The 23,408-nt window shown below is 71.9% G+C and carries 25 protein-coding genes; 13 read left to right on the plus strand and 12 right to left on the minus strand.

Going from position 1 to position 23,408, the window contains the following annotated elements; all coding sequences use genetic code 11:
• Nucleotides 1-180: hypothetical protein (locus LOY02_RS00230; protein ID WP_317180295.1), on the minus strand; the 180-nt coding region annotated here is incomplete at its 3' end.
• On the opposite strand from LOY02_RS00230, the gene LOY02_RS00235 reads away from it, so the two are divergent.
• The 3 genes from LOY02_RS00235 to LOY02_RS00245 are packed head-to-tail and all read left to right on the plus strand — an operon-like array spanning nt 167 to nt 2,235.
• Nucleotides 167-1,009 (plus strand): aminoglycoside phosphotransferase family protein, encoded by an 843-nt coding sequence (locus tag LOY02_RS00235; RefSeq protein ID WP_317180296.1) that lies wholly within the window; start codon nt 167-169, stop codon nt 1,007-1,009. The genes LOY02_RS00230 and LOY02_RS00235 overlap by 14 nt on opposite strands.
• Before the next feature lie 10 nt (nt 1,010-1,019).
• Nucleotides 1,020-1,331 carry a zf-TFIIB domain-containing protein gene (locus tag LOY02_RS00240; protein WP_317180297.1) on the plus strand — a complete coding sequence of 104 codons (312 nt, stop codon included), beginning with the start codon at nt 1,020-1,022 and terminating at the stop codon, nt 1,329-1,331.
• A gap of 7 nt (nt 1,332-1,338) precedes the next feature.
• A complete protein-coding gene (locus LOY02_RS00245; protein WP_317180298.1) occupies nt 1,339-2,235 on the plus strand; it encodes an amidohydrolase family protein in 897 nt (298 codons plus the stop codon).
• A 186-nt stretch (nt 2,236-2,421) separates the two neighbouring features.
• On the opposite strand, the gene LOY02_RS00250 is transcribed toward LOY02_RS00245, so the two are convergent.
• Entirely contained in the window at nt 2,422-2,940 is a 519-nt protein-coding gene (locus LOY02_RS00250) for an Lrp/AsnC family transcriptional regulator (protein WP_317180299.1), read from the minus strand.
• 90 nt (nt 2,941-3,030) lie between these two features.
• Between LOY02_RS00250 and LOY02_RS00255 the strand changes: the two genes are divergently transcribed.
• Together LOY02_RS00255 and LOY02_RS00260 are read left to right on the plus strand one after the other, a co-directional pair.
• Complete coding sequence (locus LOY02_RS00255) at nt 3,031-4,338, plus strand: PLP-dependent aspartate aminotransferase family protein (protein WP_317180300.1); 1,308 nt, start codon at nt 3,031-3,033, stop codon at nt 4,336-4,338.
• Nucleotides 4,339-4,342: 4 nt separating this feature from the next.
• A complete protein-coding gene (locus LOY02_RS00260; protein ID WP_317180301.1) occupies nt 4,343-5,203 on the plus strand; it encodes a DUF3626 domain-containing protein in 861 nt (286 codons plus the stop codon).
• Nucleotides 5,204-5,293: 90 nt separating this feature from the next.
• Here the strand turns inward: LOY02_RS00260 and LOY02_RS00265 are convergent, their stop codons facing one another.
• A complete protein-coding gene (locus LOY02_RS00265; RefSeq protein WP_317180302.1) occupies nt 5,294-6,991 on the minus strand; it encodes an alpha/beta hydrolase in 1,698 nt (565 codons plus the stop codon).
• Nucleotides 6,992-7,102: 111 nt separating this feature from the next.
• Between LOY02_RS00265 and LOY02_RS00270 the strand changes: the two genes are divergently transcribed.
• From LOY02_RS00270 to LOY02_RS00280, 3 genes are all read left to right on the plus strand, one after another.
• Nucleotides 7,103-7,864, plus strand: coding sequence for a DsbA family oxidoreductase (locus LOY02_RS00270; protein WP_317180303.1), 762 nt, complete (start codon nt 7,103-7,105; stop codon nt 7,862-7,864).
• Nucleotides 7,865-7,968: 104 nt separating this feature from the next.
• Nucleotides 7,969-8,379: an MmcQ/YjbR family DNA-binding protein gene (locus tag LOY02_RS00275; protein WP_317180304.1), complete on the plus strand. Its 411-nt coding sequence runs from the start codon at nt 7,969-7,971 to the stop codon at nt 8,377-8,379.
• On the plus strand, nt 8,372-9,199 hold the full coding sequence (locus tag LOY02_RS00280) for a 2-phosphosulfolactate phosphatase (protein WP_317180305.1): 828 nt from the start codon (nt 8,372-8,374) through the stop codon (nt 9,197-9,199). The genes LOY02_RS00275 and LOY02_RS00280 overlap by 8 nt, the downstream gene beginning before the upstream one ends.
• A 5-nt stretch (nt 9,200-9,204) precedes the next feature.
• On the opposite strand, the gene LOY02_RS00285 is transcribed toward LOY02_RS00280, so the two are convergent.
• Nucleotides 9,205-10,590, minus strand: a complete 1,386-nt coding sequence (locus tag LOY02_RS00285) for an FAD-dependent oxidoreductase (RefSeq protein ID WP_317180306.1) — start codon at nt 10,588-10,590, stop codon at nt 9,205-9,207.
• Nucleotides 10,591-10,739: 149 nt separating this feature from the next.
• On the opposite strand from LOY02_RS00285, the gene LOY02_RS00290 reads away from it, so the two are divergent.
• Entirely contained in the window at nt 10,740-12,122 is a 1,383-nt protein-coding gene (locus LOY02_RS00290) for an aspartate aminotransferase family protein (protein ID WP_317180307.1), read from the plus strand.
• Between the two features lie 74 nt (nt 12,123-12,196).
• On the opposite strand, the gene LOY02_RS00295 is transcribed toward LOY02_RS00290, so the two are convergent.
• Nucleotides 12,197-13,630, minus strand: coding sequence for a nitronate monooxygenase (locus LOY02_RS00295; RefSeq protein ID WP_317180308.1), 1,434 nt, complete (start codon nt 13,628-13,630; stop codon nt 12,197-12,199).
• Nucleotides 13,631-13,738: 108 nt separating this feature from the next.
• Nucleotides 13,739-14,506, minus strand: a complete 768-nt coding sequence (locus LOY02_RS00300) for an NAD-dependent deacylase (RefSeq protein ID WP_317180309.1) — start codon at nt 14,504-14,506, stop codon at nt 13,739-13,741.
• Nucleotides 14,507-14,532: 26 nt separating this feature from the next.
• Between LOY02_RS00300 and LOY02_RS00305 the strand changes: the two genes are divergently transcribed.
• Nucleotides 14,533-15,567 carry a glycerophosphodiester phosphodiesterase family protein gene (locus LOY02_RS00305; RefSeq protein ID WP_317180310.1) on the plus strand — a complete coding sequence of 345 codons (1,035 nt, stop codon included), beginning with the start codon at nt 14,533-14,535 and terminating at the stop codon, nt 15,565-15,567.
• Between the two features lie 14 nt (nt 15,568-15,581).
• On the opposite strand, the gene LOY02_RS00310 is transcribed toward LOY02_RS00305, so the two are convergent.
• Nucleotides 15,582-17,591 (minus strand): AarF/ABC1/UbiB kinase family protein, encoded by a 2,010-nt coding sequence (locus tag LOY02_RS00310; protein ID WP_317180311.1) that lies wholly within the window; start codon nt 17,589-17,591, stop codon nt 15,582-15,584.
• Between the two features lie 166 nt (nt 17,592-17,757).
• Here LOY02_RS00310 and LOY02_RS00315 point away from each other — a divergent pair, with 166 nt between their 5' ends.
• Nucleotides 17,758-18,408 (plus strand): TetR/AcrR family transcriptional regulator, encoded by a 651-nt coding sequence (locus LOY02_RS00315; RefSeq protein WP_317180312.1) that lies wholly within the window; start codon nt 17,758-17,760, stop codon nt 18,406-18,408.
• 35 nt (nt 18,409-18,443) lie between these two features.
• Entirely contained in the window at nt 18,444-19,292 is an 849-nt protein-coding gene (locus LOY02_RS00320; RefSeq protein ID WP_317180313.1) for a thioesterase family protein, read from the plus strand.
• A 72-nt stretch (nt 19,293-19,364) separates the two neighbouring features.
• On the opposite strand, the gene LOY02_RS00325 is transcribed toward LOY02_RS00320, so the two are convergent.
• The 4 genes from LOY02_RS00325 to LOY02_RS00340 form a co-directional block, all read right to left on the minus strand.
• On the minus strand, nt 19,365-19,640 hold the full coding sequence (locus tag LOY02_RS00325) for a hypothetical protein (protein ID WP_317180314.1): 276 nt from the start codon (nt 19,638-19,640) through the stop codon (nt 19,365-19,367).
• A 132-nt stretch (nt 19,641-19,772) separates the two neighbouring features.
• Nucleotides 19,773-20,207 (minus strand): OsmC family protein, encoded by a 435-nt coding sequence (locus LOY02_RS00330; RefSeq protein ID WP_317180315.1) that lies wholly within the window; start codon nt 20,205-20,207, stop codon nt 19,773-19,775.
• A gap of 33 nt (nt 20,208-20,240) precedes the next feature.
• Complete coding sequence (locus tag LOY02_RS00335; protein WP_317180316.1) at nt 20,241-21,257, minus strand: LLM class flavin-dependent oxidoreductase; 1,017 nt, start codon at nt 21,255-21,257, stop codon at nt 20,241-20,243.
• 132 nt (nt 21,258-21,389) lie between these two features.
• Complete coding sequence (locus tag LOY02_RS00340; protein ID WP_317180317.1) at nt 21,390-21,800, minus strand: DUF732 domain-containing protein; 411 nt, start codon at nt 21,798-21,800, stop codon at nt 21,390-21,392.
• Nucleotides 21,801-21,827: 27 nt separating this feature from the next.
• Between LOY02_RS00340 and LOY02_RS00345 the strand changes: the two genes are divergently transcribed.
• Entirely contained in the window at nt 21,828-22,112 is a 285-nt protein-coding gene (locus LOY02_RS00345; protein ID WP_317180318.1) for a hypothetical protein, read from the plus strand.
• Nucleotides 22,113-22,130: 18 nt separating this feature from the next.
• Here LOY02_RS00345 and LOY02_RS00350 read toward each other — a convergent pair whose 3' ends face one another.
• The gene (locus tag LOY02_RS00350) at nt 22,131-23,345 is read right to left on the minus strand and encodes a pyridoxal phosphate-dependent aminotransferase (RefSeq protein WP_317180319.1); all 1,215 of its coding nucleotides are present in this window, start codon (nt 23,343-23,345) and stop codon (nt 22,131-22,133) included.
• Nucleotides 23,346-23,408 lie beyond the last annotated feature (63 nt).

Raw genomic sequence — 23,408 nt, forward strand, 5'->3', positions numbered from 1 at the left:
GGGCAGCACGGCGGCCACGATGAGGGAGATCCCCGCGACGAGATAGACCGCGTTGGTCGGCACGATCGCATCGTGCCACCCGGGAGGTCGTAGCGTCGTGCATGTGGACGACTGGGTGAGGACGTATGCCGCTGGGCTCGGCGCAGAGGCCACCTCGACGTCCGTGGTGCGCTGGGTCACGGCGCCCTCCGGTGCCCGTCTGGCCTTCGTCGGCGGCGTCGTCGTCAAGGTGCACCACGAGCGCACGTCGAGCTCGGACCTCACGGCGCGGCTCGAGGCAGTCGCCGGGTCCTCCCTCCGCGCCGTCTTCGTCCCGCCCGCGGCAGCGGAGGTCGCAACCGCACCGGACGGGTCGCTCGTCACGGCGTGGCCCGACGTCCGGGTCCTCGGCATCGACGACGAGATCCCCTGGCCTTCGATCGGGAGGCTCCTGGCCCGGCTCCACCGGCTGCCCGTCCCGCCAGGCCTTCCGCCGCACGCTGCGACGGAGCGGCTCTCGCGGGCGGTCGAACGCGCCCGCACCCTCGACGACGAGGCAACCCGGGCGCTCCTCGTCGAGCTCGGCGAGCGTCTTCTCCGGGAGTTCCGGCAGGTGCGGGAGGTCGGCGACGTCGAGGAGCGGGCTCAGCGGCATACGGCCGGGTCGGCGGTGCCACGCCGCATCTCAGCGGTCCACGGTGACTTCCACCTCGGACAGGTCGGGATCTGGGATGACGGTTGGCGGCTGCTCGACCTCGACGACGTCGGCGTGGGAAACCCGGCCTGGGACCTCGCGCGCCCGGCGGGCTTCTGGGCCGCCGGCCTGCTCGGGGATGCCGAGTGGGCCGCGTTCCTCGACGGCTACCGCGGGGCCGGAGGACCGGCCGTGCCGGCCGATGGGGACCCATGGCCGCCGCTCGACCTCGCAGCGCGGGCCGCGGTCCACGTCGCGGCCGTCCGGGTGCTCGCCCGCCCGGTCCACAGCGACCTCACGGCCGACGCCCTGTTGGCCGCCTGCCGCCGGATGTGAGGATGAGGACATGAGTCAGCAGCCACCCCCCTTCCCGGGGCAGGACCGCACCGGCGCGGCCGCGTACCAGCCTCGCACCTTCGTCTGCCCCAAGTGCCAGGGCACGATGCGCACCTATGACCGCAACGGTGTCCACGTCGAGCAGTGCGACACGTGCAAGGGCCTCTTCCTCGACTTCGGCGAGTTCGAGCACCTGAGCGAGCTCGAGAGCCGTTTCGTCGCCCAGCCGCCGCCGGCCCAGTACGGCGGGCCGCAGTGGGGCAGCCGAGGTGGGCACCACTACCGCAAGAAGGGCCTTTCCGGCCTCTTCTTCTCCAGCTGAGGAAGCGATGGACGACGCCGAGGAAACCGCGGCAGTTCGTGCCCTGGCGGCGGCCCTGCACCTACCGGGCCTCGTGGACGTCCACACCCACTTCATGCCGCGCAGCGTGCTCGAGAAGGTGTGGGCCTACTTCGACTCGGCGGGGCCGCTGGTGGGCCGGCCGTGGCCGATCCGGTATCGGCACGCGGAGGACGAGCGCGTCCAACAGCTGCGTGACCTCGGCGTGCTCGCCTTCACCTCGATGCTCTACCCGCACAAGCCCGGCATGGCGGAGTGGCTCAACGCGTGGGCGACGGACTTCGCCGCGCGGACCCCGGACTGCCTCCACACCGCGACGTTCTTCCCCGAGGACGGGGTGGTCGACTACGTCACGGCTGCCCTCGAGGGCGGCGCGCGGGTGTTCAAGGCCCACGTCCAGGTCGGCGACTACGACCCGACCGACCCGCTGCTCGACCCGGTCTGGGGGACGCTGTCCGACGCCGGGGTGCCCACCGTGATCCACTGCGGGTCCGGTCCGGCGCCCGGCCGCTTCACGGGGCCGGCGCCGATCCGCAGGGTCCTCGCGCGCCATCCCCGGCTGCCGCTCATCATCGCCCACATGGGCATGCCGGAGTACGACGACTTCCTCGACCTGGCCGTCGAGCACGACCGCGTGCACCTCGACACGACCATGTCGTTCACGCCGTTCATCGACGAGATGATGCCGATGGCGCCGGAGTCGATTTCGCGCCTGCCCGACCTCGGCGACCGGATCCTCTTCGGCAGCGACTTCCCCAACATCCCGCACCCCTACCTCGTGGCGGTCGAGTCCGTGCTGGCCCTCGGTCTCGGAGACGACTGGAACCGAGCGGTTCTGCACGACAACGCCGTCCGGCTCTTCGCGCTCGACCTCGCGGCCCGCTGAGGCATCGTTTCCCCGCGACCTGGCCCGCGTGAGCCCGCTCGGATCGAGGAGTGCACACTCGTGGCTCAGGGACCGGTATCTCGCAGAAGTGCGGCCCGCAGCAGGCACTCTTCCGGCTCACGTGCGCGGAGGCCACACGTGCCCACTCGTCGCCCGGATCCCGCGCCCGGGCGCCGGTGAGCTGCCTCAGCCGAGCTGCCGCACGCCCGGGATCCGCTCGAAGACGAGGCTGGTCTGGGCGTGGGCGACCCCCTCGACGGAGGTGAGGTGGTCGAGGACGAGGTCGCGCAGGTCGTCGCTCGTCGGAGCCGTCACATGGACGAGGAAGTCATCCGCCCCGGCGACGTGAAAGGCCGCGATGACGCCCGGGACTGCGGCGATGCGCTCGCGGAACGAGTCCATCGACACACGCGTGTGGCCCGCGAACCGCAAGGCGACGATGGCCTCCATGGGCCGGCCCAGGGCGGCGTGGTCGACGTCGGCGTGGATGCCCCGGATCACCCCTGCCCCGATCAGCGCCCGAACGCGCCCCGCGCAGGTCGACTCGGCGAGCCCGACACGACGCGCGAGCTCTGCATTGGAGAGCCTGCCGTCGTCGAGAAGGGCGTGCACGAGGGCGCGATCCGTGTCGTCGAGGGGTCGTGCCGGCGGGGGCGGGTAGGGCGTTCGCGGATTCCGCGGCGAGCGGGGTGGTGAGGAGGCCATTGCTGCAGCATCGCCCGATATCGGTGTGAATGTCGAGGTTTCCACCGAATCCTTGCCTGTTCCTGGTCTGATCGACGAGCATCCGAGGGCATGACCTCCGAACCCATCCCCGACTCGGTCGTCGACGCCGCTACCACCGTGGCCCCCGCCCCCGAGATTCCCGCGCCCGAGCTCCCCGCCCCAGAGACACACGCGCCCGAGACGATCGCCGTCCATGCCGGCCGCGAGGACTGCACCACGCTCGGCGTGCACGTGCCACCCCTCGACCAGTCGAGCACCTACCCGCTTCCGTCCGTCGAGGCGGGCGGTGCGGCCTACGAGGGCATGGCCACCGGCGGACGTCCCGCGGAGGGCGAGTCGCTCGTCTACCAGCGCCTCTGGAATCCCAACGTCGACCGCTTCGAGCGCGCCCTCGCCCGGCTCGAGGGGGCCGAGGCGGGCGTGGCCTACGCGTCGGGCATGGCTGCGATCACGGCCTGTCTCGTCGCCACCGTGGCCGCGGGCAGGCCTCACGTCGTGGCCGTGCGGCCCCTCTACGGCGGCACCGACCACCTGCTCGCGACCGGACTGGTCGGCACGCAGGTGACGTGGGCGACGGCCGACGACGTTGCCGACGCGATCCGGACCGATACCGGGCTCGTCGTCGTCGAGACCCCGGCCAACCCGTCCCTCGAGCTCGTCGACATCGCCGCCGTCGTCAGGCAGGCCGGCGACGTGCCGGTCCTCGTCGACAACACCTTCGCGACACCGGTGCTCCAGCAGCCGCTGAGACACGGCGCGACCCTGAGCGTCCACTCGGCGACGAAGTTCCTCGGCGGCCACGGCGACCTCCTCGGCGGGGTCGTGGCGACGAACGACGAGTGGGCCGCGCGGCTGCGCCAGGTGCGGGCCCTCACCGGAGGTCTCCTCGCGCCGATGTCTGCCTACCAGCTCCACCGCGGCCTCCAGACCCTGCCGATGCGGGTTCGTGCCCAGCAGGAGTCCGCCCAGGTCGTGGCCTCATGGCTCGACCGGCAGCACGGCGTGGCGCACGTCGCCTACCCCGGTCTCCCCGGCTGCGATCCTCGTGGCCTCGTCGGGACCCAGATGGACGGTCCTGGCGCGGTCCTCGCCGTCGTGCTCGAGGGCGGCTACGCGACGGCTGCGGCCGTCGCCGAGGGCTGCCGGCTCATCACCCACGCCGTGTCGCTCGGCGGGGTGGACACCCTGATCCAGCACGCCGCCGCGCTGACCCACCGGCCCGTCGCGCCCGAGGCCCGCCCCAACGCGGGACTGCTCCGGCTCTCGATAGGGCTGGAGCACCCGGCCGACCTCATCGCGGACCTCGACGAGGCGCTCCGTGCCGCAAGGGGCGCCGTCAATTCAGAGGAGACTCGGGAGCTCGCCTCGATACGGTGAGTGCGTGATCGACGCCCTTCCCGAACCGGTCGCGCGGGCCCTCGGTCATGTCCGGGCCCGCTCTCGCGGTGGGCCCCTCGATGACGGGCTCCGGGTGACTCTCAACTTCCATCCGGACCGGCTCTTCGGCGGCGACCCCATCCTGCGGGCCATGGCCCGGGACGGTCTCTACCGGTCGCAGTTCGAGACCCGGACGAGCAACGGTGGCCTGACCGCGCATCCCGGCGGGGACCGGTGGAGCTGGGAGAGCCGGATCTTCGGCGCCGCCTACGATGCGGTCGAACCGGGCCTGCGCCCGAAGTACGGCGCGCTCAACCGCTTCCGCGCCCCCTACGGCGGCGCCCCACGGTTCGGGTCGGCTCACCTGCGCCTCGCGCCGCACACCTTGGCGCGGACCACCTTCTGCTACCCCGACAGCGTCTTCGATCCCGAGCACTTCGGCGTCGCGGATCGCTATGCCCTGTCCGAGCTCGCGGACGCCCATCCCGCCCTGTTCCCGGGTGCCGAGGCGCATGACCCCCTCGATGACTACGTCGAGGCACACGTCCACGGCGTCCTCGACCTGAGGGCCGACGTCGAGGCGATCGTCCTCGACCCCTGCTACCGGGGCGGACCGGTCGAGGAGGACGCCGCCCGCCTCGGGGTCGAGGTCGAGTGGCACGCCGGCTACGTCCTCGACGTCGACACGCTTCGGGCCCATCCGGGCTACCGCGGACCTGAGTTCGTCGCCCTCGGCGAGCGCCTCGCCGAGCACGGGGTCCTCACGCCGCGAGTCGTCGGTGACGCGAGCCGGACCGGCCGGCACGACGAGCAGGCGCTCAAGCGGGTGTGGCACTACCTGGCGCGCTTCGGCTATCGCGCCTGACGGCGCACTCGAGCGGACGAACAGACCGTGCGACTTGCGTCAGTCGGACGAACGTCCAGCTCCGGGTGAGGGCCTGCTCGCGCCCGTGAGTCACTCCGTGCGGTAGACCGTCTTCTCGACGCCGGCGATGATCCGTCGGTAGTCCTGCCCGGGCACTCCGCCGAGGACGGCACCCCACGCCGGGATGAGCTCCGGGCCGTAGCGGTGGCCGAAGCCGTCCGCGGGATCGTGGCCCACGGCCATGTCCGTCGTCAGCTGCCAGAAGGTCACGAAGGGGATCCACGTGACGTCGGGGTTGACGTCCCGGCCGCGCGGCTCGCGCAGCCAGTCAGGCTCGGCACCGAGAATGGCCGGGTCCCACCAGACGACGGGGTCCGAGGGGTGCTGGGCGTAGACGTAGCGGGGGAAGGCCCACTCCCCGTAGTCCCGGCCGTAGTAGTCGTGGGTCAGCTCGTCGGCGCTGGTCACGAAGCGGAAGTGCCGGCCGTCCTCGATGACCGGGGCGATCTGCGGCGACCCGGGGGTCCGGGCGGCAGTCAGCTCTGCGTGGATCTCGGTGAAGCTCGGCGTGCCCACCCACACCCCGCCGTCCGCGCGCCGCAGCATGTCGTCGGCGTCCGCGAAGGCGGCGTGCCCCCCGTAGGACCCGAGCGACTCACCCCCGACGACGAGCTTGGGCCGGGCGTCTTCGGGCAGGCGCGACCACACGGCGTGGATCCTGTCGAAGAGGACCCGGCCGGCCTCGCGCGTGCTCTCCCGGTCGGTGATGAGGGCCATCGCACTCGGCAGGTAGCTGTACTGCATCGCCGCGGTGGCGCTGTCGCCGTTGGTGAGGTACTCGATCGCCTGCACCGACCAGTCGTCCACCCAGCCCGTCCCGGTCGTCGTGATGACGGCGAGCACACTGCGGTCGAACGCGTTGGTCCGGTGGAGCTCCGCGAGCACTGCGTCGGCGACCTGGTCGATCGTGCGCTCCTCGCCCCGTCCCGCATACACGCGGATCGGTTCGAGCGCGGTGCGCCCCGTTGCCTCACCGATCTGCTCCGCGCTCGGGGCGCTCGTGACGAACATCTGGCCCTGGTAGCCGAGGCTGGCATAGCTCTCCAAGGACCCTGGTCCGCCCGAGATCAGGGGGGACGTCGGGGCCGTGCGCCCGATCGGCTGCTTCGCGTTGACCTGGGCGGCCATGGCGGCCATGGCCTGCATCCCGCGGTGGAAGAGGACGCTGTCGGAGACCCAGAGGGTCGCCGTCGCCACGACGACGACCGCGATGATCGACGCGAGGGTGCGCGGCAGCACCTGACCGGCAGCCTCGGCGAGCCGGTGGGTGGCCCGTCGCAGGCCGCGGGCGATGGCGAGCAGCAACGCCGAGAGACCGACGGCGAGGGCGATGGCCCCGATCCAGTCAACGGGCCGCAGTGGGGGAAGCCCGAGGAACTCGGCTGTCCGCCCCTGGGAGCGGACGTTGGAGAACGTGAGGGCGACGACGGCGACGCCGCTGAGTACGGGCAGGGCGACGCGGAGGAAGTGGCCGGTCTCGGGGCTGACCGAGATGCGCAGGTCGATGAGGCGAGCCAGACCGCGCACGATCCACGCGACGAGCACGCCGAGTCCGTAGCCCGCTGCCGCGCTGAGGCCGCTGATGACGCCCTGGTAGTACCACGTCCGCGGCAGCAGGCTCGGCGACATCGAGATGAGGAAGTACCCGGCTGCGAAGAAGAGTCCCGTGCCCGACAGCTGCCACCATCGAGCCGGCCAGGCTCGGGAGGACGGCGTGAGGGTGGGCATGGCCCCACCCTAGGCACGCACACCGACCGGACACGGCAAGATTTCGCCGTCCGCACCCGGCGCGGGGGCGGCGCCGACCGTGGCCGCCGTCAGGGCGTAGGTTGTCGAGTCGTGAGGATCGACATCTGGACCGACATCGTCTGCCCCTACTGCTACCTCGGGCGCCGTCGCTTCGAGCAGTCGCTCGAGCGGTTCGAGCACCGCGACGAGGTGGAGGTCCAGTGGCACAGCTTCGAGCTCGACCGCAACGCCGAGCGTGTCTCTCAGCACGACCTGCCCGGGCTCATCGCCGCCAAGTACGGCACCTCGCGCGAGGAGGCCGTCGCCCAGCACGAGGTCCTCGCCGCACAGGCAGCCGAGCTCGGTCTCGACTTCAACTGGCAGAGCGCCCGATACGGCAACACCTTCGACGCGCACCGGCTCGTCCACCTCGCAGCCGACGTGGGCGGCGGCGAGCTCGCCGGGCGTGCCCACGCGCGGCTCCTGCAGGCGTACTTCGTCGAGGGCAGGGCGATCGGCGAGCGCGACACTCTCGTCGCGATCGCCTCCGACCTCGGCTCCCACCTCGGCCCTGACGCAGGATCCGAGGTCGGTCTCGATGCCGACGCGGTCCGCTCGATGCTCGACTCCGACGACTACGGCAACCACGTCCGGAGCGACGAGGCCACCGCCAAGATGCTCGGCATCACCGGGGTTCCGTTCTTCGTCCTCGACCGGCGCTACGGGGTGTCGGGGGCACAGTCTGCCGAGGTCTTCGACCAGGCTCTCGCGCAGGCGTGGGCGTCCAAGGACGAGCAGCGCGAGCCGGTGGTGGCCGCCGGGGGCTGTGGTGGCTGCGGGCCGGGCGGGTGCGGCGGGGCCTGCAGCGCCTGAGCCTTCCACCGGTCCGTCGCCCGACGGGTGAGTGCCGCCGTGGCGCGGACGTGCCGGGGCACCGAGCGAGCCCAGCGGCATACGTCCTCCCGTAGCGTTGGGACATGGCGCATCCCACGATGTTCGACGAGGACGACCCCTACCTCGCCCGGGTGCGGGAGATCTGCCTCGCCCTGCCCGGCGCCGCCGAGAAGATCTCGCACGGCCGCCCGAACTTCTTCACCCGCAAGGTGTTCGCCATCTTCGGCGGCTCGCTCAAGGGTGACCACTTCGCTCCCGTCGCCCGCAACGCCCTGCTCTTCCTGCCCGACGCGAGCGAGCGTGCGGCGCTGCTCGAGCACGAGCGCTTCTTCGTCCCGGCGTACGTCGGGACCAATGGGTGGCTCGGTCTGAGCTTCCACGTCATCGGCGGTGTCGAACGGGTCGACTGGGCCGAGGTCGCCGAGCTCGTCGACGCGTCGTACCGCAACACCGCGCCGGCCCGTCTCGTGAGGGAGCTGGACGCCGGTGCGTGACTGCTGGAGCCAGGACGGTGGGACGGTCCGGGTCGAGTGGGGTCCCGTGGGGGCCGCGTCCCTCGTGTCGTATGCCGCTGAGCGCGGTCCCGTGGTCGCCGTCGTCGTCGACGTGCTCAGCTTCACGACGGCGGTGTCCGTGGCCGTCGACGCCGGCATGACGGTGTGGCCGTACCGGTGGAAGGACGGCTCCGCCCCCGGCTTCGCTCGGCAGCACGACGCGGTGCTCGCCGTGGGCAGGCGCGCGGCCGCGGAGGAGGCCGGGGTCAGCCTGTCCCCGGCCTCGATCCGAGCGGCGAGCGGCACGGTGGAGCGCCTCGTGCTTCCCTCGCCGAACGGCTCGACGATCTGCGCACTGCTCGACGACGGCGGGGCGGTCGTGGCGGCCGGCTCGCTGCGGAACCGCAGGGCGGTGGCCGCCTGGGTCGTGCGGCGGCTCGAGGAGCTGGCGGCCGCGGCCGGACGCGAGGGCTCCGTCGGTGACCCCGCGGTCGTCGTCGTGCCTGCCGGGGAGCGCTGGCCCGATGGCAGCCTGCGGCCCGCGGCGGAGGACCTGTGGGGTGCCGGGGCCGTCGTCGAGGCGATCGTCTCGCGGCTCGAGCACCGCGCCGGGCCGATGCTCCTCAGCGCCGAGTCGTCCGTGGCCCTCGCGGCGTGGTCGCGGGTCCAGGACGGCGTGCTGCCTGCGCTCGAGTCGTGCGCGAGCGGCCGTGAGCTCGTCGAGAGCGGATTCGGCGACGATGTCCGGGTCGCGGCCGAGCTGGACACGAGTGAGCGCGTGCCCGTCCTCGACGACGGCGCGTTCCGCCCGGCCGGCTGACCTGACTACTGGCCGAGGGCGCTCCAGAAGGCGGCTGCGGCCCGCGACGGGCGACCCGAGCGACGCTCCGAGCGGTCGGCGGCCCCCATGAGGGCCGTGACGGCGTTGACGCCGAGCCAGCGCAACGGCTCGGGCTCCCACTGTCGTGAGGTCCTCCCGGCCCACGGCAGGGACCTGAGGTCCTCCGGGTCGTCGTCGCTGATCATCGCTGCGAGCGTGCGCCCCGCGAGCGCGGCCGTCGCGACCCCGTCACCGACGTAGCCACCGGCGAAGGCGAGGCCGGTGCGGCGGTCGTGCCGCACCGCCGGATACCAGTCACGGGGCACGCCGAGGTTGCCACCCCAGGAGTGCGTGAACTCGACGTCCCGCAGCACGGGGAAGAGCTCGACGAGGACCCTGCGCAGCATCGAGTGGACCCTGGTGTCCCGCTCGTAGCCCGGCGAGACCTTGGAGCCGTAGTGGTAGGGGGCACCCCGACCGCCGAACGCGATCCGACCGTCACGGGTGCGCTGGCCGTAGATGACGAGGTGCCGGTTGTCCGCGAAGGTCGCCCGATTCTCGAGGCCGATCTGCGCCCACAGGTCGTCCGGGAGCGGCTCCGTCGCGGTCATGAGGGAGTACACCGGTGCGAGGCTCCGACGCCGGCCCGCGACGGTGGCCGTGTAGCCCTCGGTGGCGAGGACGACGTGCTCGGCGCGGATCGTGCCGTGTGCCGTGACCACATGACGGCTGTGCACGTCAACAGCGGCCGTCTGCTCGTGGATCGTCACGCCACGGCGCTCGACGGCGCTCGCGAGTCCGCGCACGAGCCGGGCGGGATGGATCGCAGCACAGTGTGGGGTCCAGGTGCCGCCGAGGGCCCCGTCGACGGCGGCGATCTCGCGCACCTCTGTGGCGTCGAGGAGGCGCTGGTCCTCGTCGCCGAAGCCCCACGCGGCATGGTCGGCGACCTGGGCGCGGAGGCGCTGGAGCTGCGCCGGGTTGCGCGCCACGGAGAGGGAACCACCCTGGTCGAAGTGGCAGTCGATCCCCTCCTCGGAAGCGATCCGGCCGACCTCGGGCACCGTCTCGTTGAGCAGTCGCTGCATGCGCACGGCGGCGTCGCGGCCGCGCTCGACGGCCATGCGCTTCAGCGACGTGGGAAAGAGCGCGGAGCACCACCCGCCGTTGCGGCCGGACGCCCCGAAGCCCGCGATCTCCTTGTCGATGACGACGACCCGGGTCCCCGGGTCGGCGCGGACGAGGTGGTAGGCGGTCCACAGCCCGGTGTAGCCCGCACCGATGACGGCGACGTCGACGTCGAGGTCACCACCGAGGGCCGGCCGCGGAGCCAGGTCGTCGTCGAGGGTGTCGTGCCACAGGCTGAGACCGCCGTACCGGGACGTGGGCATGAGCCGAAGTATGCCCGGATTCGGCCGGGTTGACGATGGCGGGGTCGACCGATCTCGACCTGTTCCCGGCGCCCGCCTTCGGAATCAGTGGTGTGACCGGTTCTGAACAACCCCTTCCGCAATCATGGGCGATTGTGCACGATGTCGTCATGACCGACCGCGCCACCGTCGACCGTGCCCACCTCGCCGAGCTCCACGAGAGGGAGCTCGCGTCCTTCCGGGCCGCTCGACCCCGATCTGCTGCGCTCGCCGAGCGGGCCCGGGCCCACATGCCGGGTGGTGTGCCGATGAGCTGGATGGTCAAGTGGCCGGGCGACTTCCCCGTCTTCGTGGACCGCGCCGAGGGCGCGCACTTCACCTGTGTCGACGGCATCGACCACGTCGACCTCTGCCTCGGGGACACCGGCGCGATGATGGGCCACTCCCCCGGCCCGACGGTCGACGCCGTGACGGCCCAGCTCTCCCGCGGCATCACGACCATGCTGCCGACCGAGGACGCCATCGCCGTCTCGGACGGCCTGTCCGAGCGCTTCGGGCTGCCCTACTGGCAGTTCACCCTCACTGCGACCGACGCGAACCGCCACGCCATCCGCTACGCCCGGCACCTCACCGGCCGGTCGAAGATCGTCGTGCACAACTTCTGTTACCACGGATCGGTCGACGAGACGTTCGCGACGCTCGATGAGGGTCGAACTGCCAACCGCCGCAACAACATCGGGCCTCCCGTCGACACGGCGGAGACGACCCGGGTGGTGGAGTTCAACGACGTCGAGGGCCTGGAGAAGGCTCTCGCCGAGGGCGACGTCGCGGCGATCCTCGTCGAGCCGGCACTGACCAACATCGGGATCGTGCTGCCGGACGGCGGGTACAACGAGGCCGTCCGGGAGCTCGCGACGAGGTATGGCGTCATCCTCATCAACGACGAGACCCACACCATCTGCGCGGGCCCCGGCGGCATCACTCGCCGCGACAACCTCCACCCGGACTTCCTCGTCATCGGCAAGTCGATCGGCGGCGGGGTCCCGTGCGGAACCTTCGGCTTCACCCAGGAGGTGGCCGACCGCATCGCCCGCTCCGTCGAGCTCGAGGACATCGACGTGGGCGGCATCGGCGGCACCCTGGCAGGCAACGGCCTGTCCATGGCGGCGATGAAGGCCACTCTCGAGCAGGTCATGACACCGGAGGCCTTCGACCACATGGTCCCCCTCGCGGACGCGTGGGCAGACGGCGTGCAGGCGGGGATCGACGCCGTCGGCGCTCCGTGGCACGTGACCCGGCTGGGCGCCCGGGCCGAGTACAACTTCTCGCCGGCGCCGGCTCGCACCGGCCTGGAGGCCCACGACGCCGACGACTTCGAGCTGCAGCAGTACCTCCACCTCTACGCGCTCAACCGGGGCATCCTGCTCACGCCGTTCCACAACATGGCGCTCATGTCCCCGGCCACCACCCGGGCCGACGTCGACGCGCACACGGCGATGTTCCAGGACTGCCTCCACGAGCTCTTCAGCCCGCCCCGGCGCGAGCGCGCTTGACCAGCAGGTGGGCTCGGCGGCATACGACTCCGTTGCCGTATGCCGCTGGGCTCAGGCCCCGGGTCAGGGTGCCGTCACGCGACGGTGACGTGGGCCAGCAGGAAGTCGACGGCGTCGGTGGCGGTCCAGCCGTCGGGGTGCTCGGCGACGAGCCGACGGGCACCCTCGAGGTCCTGGCCGAGGGTCACCGCGGGGAGCTCGGCGTAGCCGTCGCGTCGGTGCTGCCCGAGTCCGACGTCGGCCATGAGGGCGTTGCAGAGGCACTTGCGCCCGACCGTCGCCTCGAGCGACCCGCCCTTGCGAACGTAGGCATCGACGGGCTCGGCCGCGCAGCGGTAGCCCACCGACCCGTCCGCCCGCTCGAACGGCTCGCGAAGGTAGGACAGGTCGCAGAGGCGGGGCCGGGCGGCGTACTCGTCGGGCTCGGAGAGCGTGCCGGGCAGGCTCGCCACCTTGAAGGGGAACCCGGTGGGTGAGGCCGATGGGTCGTTGCGGACGCTGAGCGTGCCGGCCGCGAGCTCGACCAGCGTCTGGCGTCGGAGATCCTCCGTGATTCCGGACTCGTCACAGAGGGCGAAGATCGTGCCGACCTGGACGCCGGTGGCCCCCGCGGCGAGGGCGTCGGCCACGCGTTCGGGTGTGCCGTAGGCGCCCGCCAGCCAGAAGGGCAGGCCGATCTTGACCATGGCGGAGAGGTTCGCGAGGTCGCGGTCGGCGTACACCGGCTGGCCGTCGCCGTCGAGAGTGAGCTTGCCGCGTGGCGGCGCGCTGTGCCCGCCGGCGACGGGCCCCTCGACGACGAAACCGTCAGGACGGATCGACTCGTCGCGATGCAGGTAGCCCGCGAGGCTGTGCAGCGAGATGATCGCGAGGAACGTGGGGCGGGTGAGCACGGGCAGGTGTGCGCCGAGCACGTCGATCGGGTCGATGCTGCTCCTGTGGGTGCGCGTCGAGTCCTGGACGTCGATGGACAGGCCGGCCGGTCGGGCCGCGGCGAGGTCGGTGAGCAGCTGCGGGATCTCACGGGGGATCCCGGCGCCCATGAGGACGTAGTCGACTCCCGCGACCATGGCGCCGAGGGCGGCCGACGGGGTGGCCATCTGGACCTTCTCGAGGTAGTTGATCCCGACGATGCCGTCGTGGCCCTCCTTGGCGAGCCAGACGTGGGCGAAGTTGCCGAGGACCGACAGCTCGACCGCCCCGCGGCTGGGCGTGATCGTCAGCGTCGGGTTGGGCCGGTAGGGGGTGGTGGCGCCGCGGCCCCCCTCGATGAAGTAGCGGGAGAGCGCGCGCTCGACCATCTCCTGGTCCGGGAACGCTGCGAGCGCCCGTCGCAGGTGGCCGCCGGGGTCTCCGTCCTGGAGGCCGCGGGCCAGGACCGCGTCGAGCGCAGTCCCGGAGACGACGCCGAGCTGGCCTCGGCGCGAGACTGCTCGGGCAAGCGGCCACGCAGACACGTTGACCCCCATCCCGCCCTGGATGACGACAGGGGTCCGCTGCCCGTCCATGTCCAACCTCCGGTACCGTAACTTACGCTTCCGTAGGTTACGGTACGCCTCGCTCGCGCTGGGGTCGAACGGCGTGCCGTGCGCGCGAGGGCGTCCGCTCGGCGGCGGTCAGGTGCGGACCGACTCCACGAGGGCCGGCAGCGCGGTGGCCGCCGTCTCCCGCCAGACGTGGTGGGCGACGTGCGAGACCTCGGTCTCGTGAGGGTTGACCTCGACGACGACGGCACCGGCCGCCCGAGCCATCGCGGGAAGCCCGGCAGCCGGGTGGACGATCCCCGACGTGCCGACGACGAGGACGAGGTCGGCGGTCTCGACGAGCGCGACCGCCTGGTACCACTCGACCATGGGCAGCGCCTCGCCGAACCACACGACCCCGGGCCGTACCGCGGCACCGCAGGCTTGGCACCGGGGCGGATCAACGCGGTCTGTGGCGTCCGTCGCCTCGTCCGCCACAGGCAGGTCTCCTTCGTAGGCCTCGGCGCAGTCCTCGCAGCGCCAGTCAGCCAGGGCGCCGTGGAGGTGGACGACGTCGGGGCTGCCGGCGCGCTCGTGGAGGTCGTCGACGTTCTGCGTCACGACCGACACCTGCGGTGCATTCGCCAGTCGGGCCCACTGGGCGACCGCACGGTGGCCCGGGTGCGGCTCGACCTGGGCGACGAGCCCGAACCGCCAGAGATACCAGGCCAGGACGAAGGACCGGTCCCGCCGCCAGGCGTCCAGCGTGGCGAGGTCCTCCGCGGCGTACCGCTCCCAGAGACCCGTCTGGGCGTCCCGGAAGGTCGGCACCCCGCTCTCGGCCGACATCCCGGCACCGGTGAGGACGACGACGCGCCGCGCCCCACGCGCTGCAGAGAGAACCGGCTCGGGCACCGACATGCCCACCAGAGTGGCACACTCGCGGGGTGACCTCCCGGACACGCGCTGTGGCCGTGGTGGCCGCTCTCGCGGCACTGCTCACCGCCTGCGGCAACCCGCCGCGACGACCCGACCCGAGTGTCGTCTCCCCACCACGCCTCGCCGCGACCTTCGACCTCCAGGCGCACCGCGGCGGCATGGCCCTGACGACCGAGAACACGCTGGAGGCCTTCGGACGCGCGCTCGACCTCGGGGTGACGACGCTGGTCCTCGAGGCGCAGGTGACGAGGGACGGCGAGGTCGTGGTGGCCCAGGGGCCGCGCGTGAACGCCGAGCTCTGCCGCGACACCCGTCCGGCGAGCGCGCCAGACGCGGACCAGCCCTACGTCGGCAAGCTCTTCCGGGACCTCACGCTCGAGCAGGTGCGCACCCTGGACTGCGCGATCGACCGGCACCCGGACTTCGAGGACCAGCGCGTGGCTGAGGACGGACGTGTTCCGCTCGTGCGCGAGGTCTTCGCGCTCGTCCGCGAGCGAGGCGCTGACATCCGCTTCGACCTCGAGATCACGACCCAGCCGGACGACCCCGACGCGACGGTGAGGCGCACGCAGGTCGTGCAGGCCGTCTGGGACGTCGTCGAGGACGCGGGGCTCGCGGAGCGCGTGACCGTCCGCTCCTTCGACTGGTCCAGCCTCGTCGAGCTCCACAGCCGGGCACCGTCGGTGCCGCTGGCCGCGATGGCCTCGAGCGAGCATCTCGAGGTGGGCGCGCCCGGTGCGTCACCGTGGCTCGCCGGGGTGGACGTCGACGAGGTCGGCGGCGACGTCGTCCGGGCCGCTCGCATGGTCGACGGAGTCCGCGTGCTGGCCCCCGACGAGGGGCTCGTCGGCATGGGCCTGGTGCGGCGGGCGCACGAGGCGGGGCTGCTCGTCGTGCCGTGGACGGTCGACGACGCCCCCGTGATGAAGCACCTCATCGCGCTCGGTGTCGACGGCCTCACGACGAACCGTCCCGACGTCCTGCGCACCGTCCTCTCCGACAGCGGCCTGCCGATGCCGGCGCAGTACCCCGACGGAGGCTGAGGGCTGCCCGCCAGTCAGCGTGGCCAGTCCGAGCGCAGCGCGGCCGCCGTCGTCCGGTGCTGGTGGAAGATGAGGACGAGGACCCGGCTGCCGAGCACGAAGCCGAAGAAGAGCAGGGTGAAACCGAGGAAGGCGTTGAGCGGGACGGTGGCGGTCATCATCGGCCCGCCCTCGGCGACGACGAGGACGATCCCGCCGAGGACGCACGCGGTCGCCAGCGCGGTCATGACGAGCTGGTGGACGATCCCGGTGACGAAGGCCCGGTCGCGAGGATCGCCGAGAGCCCGCACGTTGACGGTGAGGCGGCCGGCCTCGATGTCCTCGGTGATCTTGGTGATCCGCCGTGGCAGCCGCTGGATCACGGGGAGCAGGGTGGCGAGCTGCGCCTCGAGCGCGTCCCGCGCGCCGGAGGGCGTGATCGTGGCCTTGACCAGACCCCGACCCTGCTCGCGAGCGGCGTCGACGAGGTCGATCCCGGGGCAGATGATCCGCAGGCTGCCCTCGAGCGAGCCGAGCGCCCGGAACGCCGCCGCCACCTGGGAGGGCACCGCGAAGCCGTGGTCGATGACGAGGCGGAAGAGGTCGACGAAGAGGGCCGCGCTTCCCGCCGCGGACAGGCCCGACCCGTGACGGAGGATGAGCTGGCCGATGTCGCGCTCCAGCCTGCGGTCGTCGAGGTACTCCCCCCGGTCCAGCAGGTCGAGCAGGGCGTCGGTGGCGGCGAGCGAGTCCTGGCGGTCGACCGCGGCGAGGAGCAGCCCGATCGAGGTGCGCGCGCCGCGGTCGAGCCGTCCCACCGCGCCGAGGTCAAGGAGGCCCAGCTCACCGTCCCCGGTGACGAAGATGTTGCCCGGGTGGAGGTCCGCGTGGAAGACACCGGTGACGACGACCTGGTGGAGCACCACGCCGAGGAGGTCCTCGGCCATCGCCCGGCGCTCGTCCGGGGAGAAGCGGTCGAGGATCGGCCCGGCGGCCGAGACCGGCCGGCCCCGCATCCGCTCCATGACGATGACGTGCGACGACGAGAGCTCGTCGAGCGCCCGGGGGACGTGGACGCGGGGGCGGCCGGCGCGCCCGACCCCCTCCGCGACGGCCCGCATGTTGCCGAGCTCGACGCGGTAGTCGAGCTCCTCCTCGAGCGACCGGGCGAAGCCCCGCGCGAGGGCCTGGACACCGAGGCGCCGCCCCCAGCTCGTCTTACGCTCCAGCCAACCCCCGAGCCGCAGGACGATGTCGAGGTCGGCGACCGCCTGACGGCGGGCATCCGGCCGCTGGACCTTGACGACGACCTCGTCACCCCCGACGAGCCGGGCGACGTGGACCTGGGCGACGGACGCGGCGGCGACCGGCTCCTCGTCGATCTCGTCGAAGACCTCCTCGAGCGGTCGTCCGAGCTCACGCTCGAGCACCGTCCGGATCCTCGGCCACGGTGCCGGGGGGACGTTGCTCTGCAGCTGCGAGAGCTCCCGGACGTAGGCCTCGGGCAGCAGGTCCGGACGCGAGGACAGCATCTGTCCGAGCTTGATGAAGGTGACCCCACCGTCGGTGAGCGCCTCACGCAGTGACCGCGCCACCTTGGAGTCAGGCACGTCCGTCCCGGTGGGCACGGGGCGGAGGTACGCGCCGAGGCCGTGGGAGGCGGCGATGCGCACGATGCTCGTGTAGCGCACGGCCCGCCGGCGCCGGGCCGGCAGGGAGCGCAGCATCGTGAGCGGCCCGGGGAGCGTTCCCGTCGGGACGAAGGCTTCGAGGACCGCGAGGATGATCACCTGGGCAGCGAGCAGCCAGGCGAGGGCGAGCAGGATGACCGCGCCCGTCGCAGCCACGAACGGACCGGTGGGGCTCAGATCGAGGTGGAGTGCCCTGGTGATCCAGTCGAGGAGGCCGCGGCCGACTCCGAACATCGACAGGCTGACGAGGATCGTCCGCGGCCACCCGACGGGCACCCCCAGCAGGCGGCGGACGACGGCCGCGACGACGGCGACGTTGACGGCGAGCGAGAGTGCATAGGCCAGGAAGTCCATCTGTCCCCTTGATCGGTGGTGTCGCTGTCGGGCCCTACTCTGCCGCACCCGCCGAGCCCCCGACTCCACCTTCTGGGAGAGGAGGGCGCGGCGCGAACCCGCGACACCCACCCATACGCCCAGCCGCGATGCCAGCCCACGACGCGGAGGGGGCCATCATGAGGGGGTGAGCATCGCGCGTGAGACCTACCACCACGGTGACCTGCGACGGGCGCTTCTCGAGGCCGGTCTGGAGCTGGCCCGAGAGGGCGGACCGGATGCAGTCGTGCTGCGCGAGGCGACCCGGAGGGTCGGCGTGTCCGCCAACGCCGCGTACCGCCACTTCTCCGACCGCGACGCCCTGCTCGCCGACGTCGTCTCCCGCGCGCAGGCCCGCGCCGCTGACGTCATCGAGAAGGCGATCGGTGAGGTGGACGACGACCTCGACCCCGCGACGCGGGCGCGGGCTCGGTTCCGCGCGGTCGGCGTCGGCTACCTCCGTTTCGCCCTCACCGAGCCGGGTCTGTTCCGCACGGCGTTCGCGGTGCCGACGGACCTCAGCCGCTCCGCGTCGCCGGACGCGGCAGGCGAGGGTGGGCGGACGCCGTTCCAGCTCCTGTCCGACCAGCTCGACGAGATGCTCGAGAGCGGAGTGCTGCCGCCCGGTGAGCGCGAGGGTGCCGAGCTGCTCGCGTGGTCCGCGGTGCACGGCCTGGCCATGCTCGCGCTCGAGGGGCCGCTTCGAGACCTGCCACGCAGTGCCATCGACGAGCTCGCACCACGACTCGTCCGCATGGTCGACCTCGGCCTGGGAGTCCTCACCCCGTCCGAGTCGTAGGACCGAGCCCGGGGCGCAGACGTAGGGTGGCGGTCGTGAGCACGACGAACTCCTCTTCTGGTCCTCCCTCCGACGGCGAGTTCACCCTCGAGGAGGACGTGCCCGCCTTCTACCGCCGAATCGGCGACGACCTCTACGCCCCGACCGTCCACGCCCAAGGAGCCTGGCGCGACGACGAGCAGCACATGGCGCCGGTGAGCGGCATCCTCACCCACGCGATCGACCTGCACGAGCCGCGAGAGGGCATGCAGCTGGCCCGGGTGAGCTTCGACATCCTCGGCATGATCCCGGCGCGACCGAGCCAGGTCGCCGTGCGCACGACCCGCCCCGGGCGCAGCATCGAGCTCGTCGAGGCGACCCTGTCGGTCGACGGACGCGACGTCGTGCGCGCGCACGCCTGGCGGCTCGCCGCCCACGACAGCTCACCCGTGGCAGCGGTCGAGTTCGAGCCGATGCCGGGCCCCGAGTCGTTCCCCGCCTGGCACGGCACCGAGGTCTGGGAGGGCGGCTACATCAGGGGTGTGGAGTTCCGCGCCGACCCCGAGCGTCGTCCCGGCCGCACCCGGACCTGGATCCGCAGCCCGCACACCCTCGTCGACGGGGAGACCTGCTCCCCCACGGCTGACCTCATCCGCCTCGTCGACACCGCCAACGGCATCGCGGTGCGGGTCTCACCGCAGGAGTGGATGTTCCCCAACGTCGACCTGACGATCCACCTCTTCCGCGAGCCGGTCCGGGCTGCCAGCGGCTGGGTCGGCTTCGACACGAAGGTCACCATGGGCGCCACCGGAATGGGCCTGACGTCGACGACGCTCCACGACGAGCTCGGGCCGGTCGGCCGCGCCGAGCAGATCCTCACCGTGCGCCCCATGTCGCGCGACTGACACCTGCGAAGCAGGAGGCCCGGCCCGGGGCTCGTCAGTGATCGTTCATCGGTTCATCGGCTCGCGCGGCGCTCAACCCGACCGGCCGGTCTTCCCATCGGCGCGACGTCGCAGCCTGGCCGCAGCGACGACCCCCAACACGGGGCCGGCAACCAGCAGGGCGATGTCGGCCACTGCGAGCAGGGGCGACCACGCGACGACGTCGGCTGGGCCGGCGGCATAGCCTTCCTCGAGGCCCACGAGGATGTGCAGGTTGAGGATGACGATGACCGCGACGACCGCGCCGACGAGGGCGGCGAGCAGGAACCGTGCCACGGTGCTGATCGGATGGCGTGGCGGGCGACTCATGCTGGGCCTCCTTGCTGTCGGGGTAGATCGATCATGGGGCCTCCGGAGGGACGTGGCACAGGGTCAGAGGTCCCGTGCGGCCACGTGTTCACCGCCACCAGGCACACGTGGAGGGCCACCTGCAGCACGACGTCACTCGATGCGGGGCGTGACCTCGGCGCCGAGCATGACAGTGCGGCTCACGGTGCAGAACTCCTCGTGCGACCGACGCACGAGCGTGGGGAGGATCGCGCGTGCGGCGTCCCCGCCCTCCCCCTCGGGGAAGCGGACGCGGAAGGTCACCTCGATGTCCTCGAGATGGTTGCCCTGCTCGTCCTTGACCTTGTCGGCAGTGACCTCGATCTCGAACTGCTCCGGCTCGGCCCGTCGTGACGTCACGGTGTCGACGTCGACGGCAGTGCAGGCCGCGATGCCGGCGAGCAGCAGCTCGACCGGCGAGAGCTCCTCGGTGCCCGAGCTCGTCGTGATCGAGCCGCCGCGGTCGTTGCGGACCGTGTAGCGGCCCACCCTGTCGCGCGTCAGGGTGACGCGGCGGAGGTTCTTGGGGTCAGTGGTCTGCTCGGGCATGGGGAGAGCCTTCCAGATCGGGCGAGCGGGGCGTCAGGACCAGGCGTCGGCGAGGAGCTCCAGCGATCGCTTGCGCGCCCCGGGGTCGTAGGCGCCACAGGTGACGATGACCTCGTCGACGCCGGTCGCTCGCGTGAAGGACTCGAGGTCCTCCCGCACCTGTGAGGGCGTGCCGACGAACGACACCCGCGTCATCTCGGTGACGGCGGCGCGTTCCGCAGGCGACCAGGAGGCCAGCAACGGCCCGGGCGCGGCCTCGGCCGGCGGCCTCAGGCCGCTGCGCCGGCCAGTCACGATGCTCCGGAAACGCTCGAGGACCGAGGTGAAGAGGCGCTCGGCCTCGGCCTGCGTGTCGGCGACCATGACGTTGGCCCCGGCCATGGTCCTGGGCTCCTCGAGGCCGTCCGGCAGCGGGGACGGCTGAAAGCCGCGACGGTAGACCTCGAGCGCACTCATCAACGCGGCAGGCGCGAAGTGTGAGGCGAACGAGTAGGGCAGTCCCAGAGCAGCGGCGACCTGGGCGCCGCCATGGCTCGACCCGAGGATCCAGATCGGCACGTGGGTGCCCTCTCCGGGGATGGCCCGAACGGTGGCGTCGGGGTCAGGCTCCCCGAGATAGCCCTGGAGCTCCTCGACCTCGGCCGCGAAGTTCATCGCTGCTGCCTCGTTGCGGCGCAGCGCCCGTGCCGTCGCGGGGTCGGTGCCCGGTGCCCGTCCGAGGCCGAGATCGATGCGACCCGGGTGCATCGTGGCGAGCGTGCCGAACTGCTCGGCGACGACGTACGGGGCGTGGTTCGGCAGCATGATCCCGCCGGCACCGACGCGGATCGTCGAGGTGTGGTGGGCGACGTGCCCGATGAGCACCGCCGTGGATGACGAGGCCACCCCCCTGAAGTTGTGGTGCTCGGCCATCCAGTACCGCTGGTAGCCCCACGCCTCGGCCTGCTGCGCGAGGTCGACGGTCTGCGAGATGGCATCGGATGCGGAGCCACCCTCGGCGATCGGGACGAGGTCGAGGATGTCGAGCTGGGCGCGGGCAGGTCTGGTCACGGTGGTGCCAACCTCGGCGGCGGGTCAGTTTCTTCCGCGACCTTCTTCGCGATCTTCTTCCGCAACCCGCTTCGTCAACCACCGGACCTGTGCGGGCACGCGGGGTCGAGGGCAATGCGGCTGGGCGGTTCGTCAGGGCAGGTTGAGCTGTGGGACCTGGTCGGCGTAGTCGGGACACAGGGCGTCGACCGCCGCGGCCATGAGCTGCTTGGTGCGCAGTTCGTCGCCCTCGTTGCCGAGCGGCTGGTCCTGGTCGTCGACCGCGATCTCCTGCAACGTGGCGCCGTTCTGCAGGGCCCAGCACACCGTGGTCCCCGTCTCGATGTCGTCGTCGACGGTCGCTCCCGTCACGAACGCCCCGCGCTCCCTGGCGACGAGGACGAAGCGTGCCTCCTCGGCGCTGATGCTCGGTCGGGCCTGCGCGACGTCGGGTGGCAGGTCGGTGAGGCCCGGCTGCTCCTCCGAGCACGCACCCACGGCAGCCACGAGGATGAGGGCTGCGGTCGTGCGGAGCCACCTCGAGGGCTTGGAGCGGACGGGCATCTGCATCTCCATCGTTAGGCTGAACGCGTGACTGCAGCCGATCATCCCCCACCGGTCCGGGAAGGCGTTCGCCTCGCCTCGGACGCGCCGCTGGCTCGGTCTGCCCTGGCCGTCGCCGTGGCCGGGGTGGTCTTCGGCTTCTGCTTCCTGCCACAGCTGCTCGGGCTCGCCCTCGGCGGAATCAGCCTGGCCCGAGAGCCGAGTGGACGGCGCCATGCCGCCCTCGCGATCGCCCTGTCGGTCCTCCTCACGGTCGCGTGGGGCATCGCCCTCGGGGCCCTGCTCAAGTGGTGGGCCAGCAACGCCGCCTGACCCCCAGCGGCATACGGACTACTGGGAGTACGTCGAGAGGAATCGCTCGAGCCGCTCCGCGGCGTCCTCGAGCTCCTCGACCCGCGGCAGGAACACGATCCGGAAGTGGTCGTGTGTCGGCCAGTTGAAGCCCGTGCCGTGCACGACGAGCAGCTTCTCCTCGCTGAGCAGGTCGAAGGCGAAGCGCTCGTCGTCGAGGATGCGGTGGACCTTGGGGTCGAGCCGTGGGAAGAGGTAGAGCGCGCCCGGCGGCGTGGTGCACGACACTCCGGGGATCTGGCTCAGCAGCTCCACCGCCCGATTGCGTTGCTCGAGCAGGCGACCGCCCGGAAGGACGAGGTCGTTGATCGACTGGTAGCCCCCGAGCGCGACCTGGATCGCGTGCTGGGCCGGGACGTTCGCACAGAGGCGCATGTTGGCGAGGACGTCGAGACCCTCGATGTAGCTGCGCGCATGCTCCTTCGGGCCGGTCAGGGCGAGCCAGCCGGAGCGGAAGCCCGCGACCCGATACGCCTTGGACAGCCCGTTGAAGGTGAGGCAGAAGAGGTCGGGCGCGAGGGCGGCGATGGACGTGTGCGTGGCGCCGTCGTAGAGGATCTTGTCGTAGATCTCGTCCGCCATGATGATCAGCTGGTGCCTGCGCGCCAGCTCGGCGATGCCCTCGAGGACGTCGACGGGGTAGACGGCGCCGGTCGGGTTGTTGGGGTTGATGACGACGATGGCCTTGGTGCGGTCAGTGATCTTGCCCGCGATGTCGTCGAGGTCGGGTGCCCAGTCGGCCTGCTCGTCACAGATGTAGTGCACGGGCGTGCCGCCGGCGAGCGAGGCGGCTGCTGTCCACAGCGGGTAGTCGGGCGCGGGGATGAGCACCTCGTCGCCATCGTTGAGCAGACCCTGCATCGCCATGACGATGAGCTCGCTGACGCCGTTGCCGAGATAGATGTCGTCGATGTCGAGGCGCGGGAAGTCGCGCACCTCGTAGTGCTGCTTGATCGCCCGGCGGGCGCTGACGATGCCCTTGCTGTCGCTGTAGCCCTGCGCGGTCGGTAGGGCGCTGATGACGTCGACGAGGATGTCCTCCGGCGCCTCGAACCCGAAGGGCGCCGGGTTGCCGATGTTGAGCTTGAGGATCCGGTGGCCCTCGTCCTCGAGCCGCTTGGCCTCTGCGAGCACGGGTCCGCGGATCTCGTAGCAGACGGACGCGAGCTTCTTCGACTGGGAGACCAAGCGCATGGGGTACAGCGTGTCAGGTGGTCTCCGGGCCGGCGTCGTGATTCTCGTCATGTGGCCGCGACG

The organism is Intrasporangium sp. (genome assembly GCF_032907665.1).
GTDB lineage: Bacteria > Actinomycetota > Actinomycetes > Actinomycetales > Dermatophilaceae > Intrasporangium.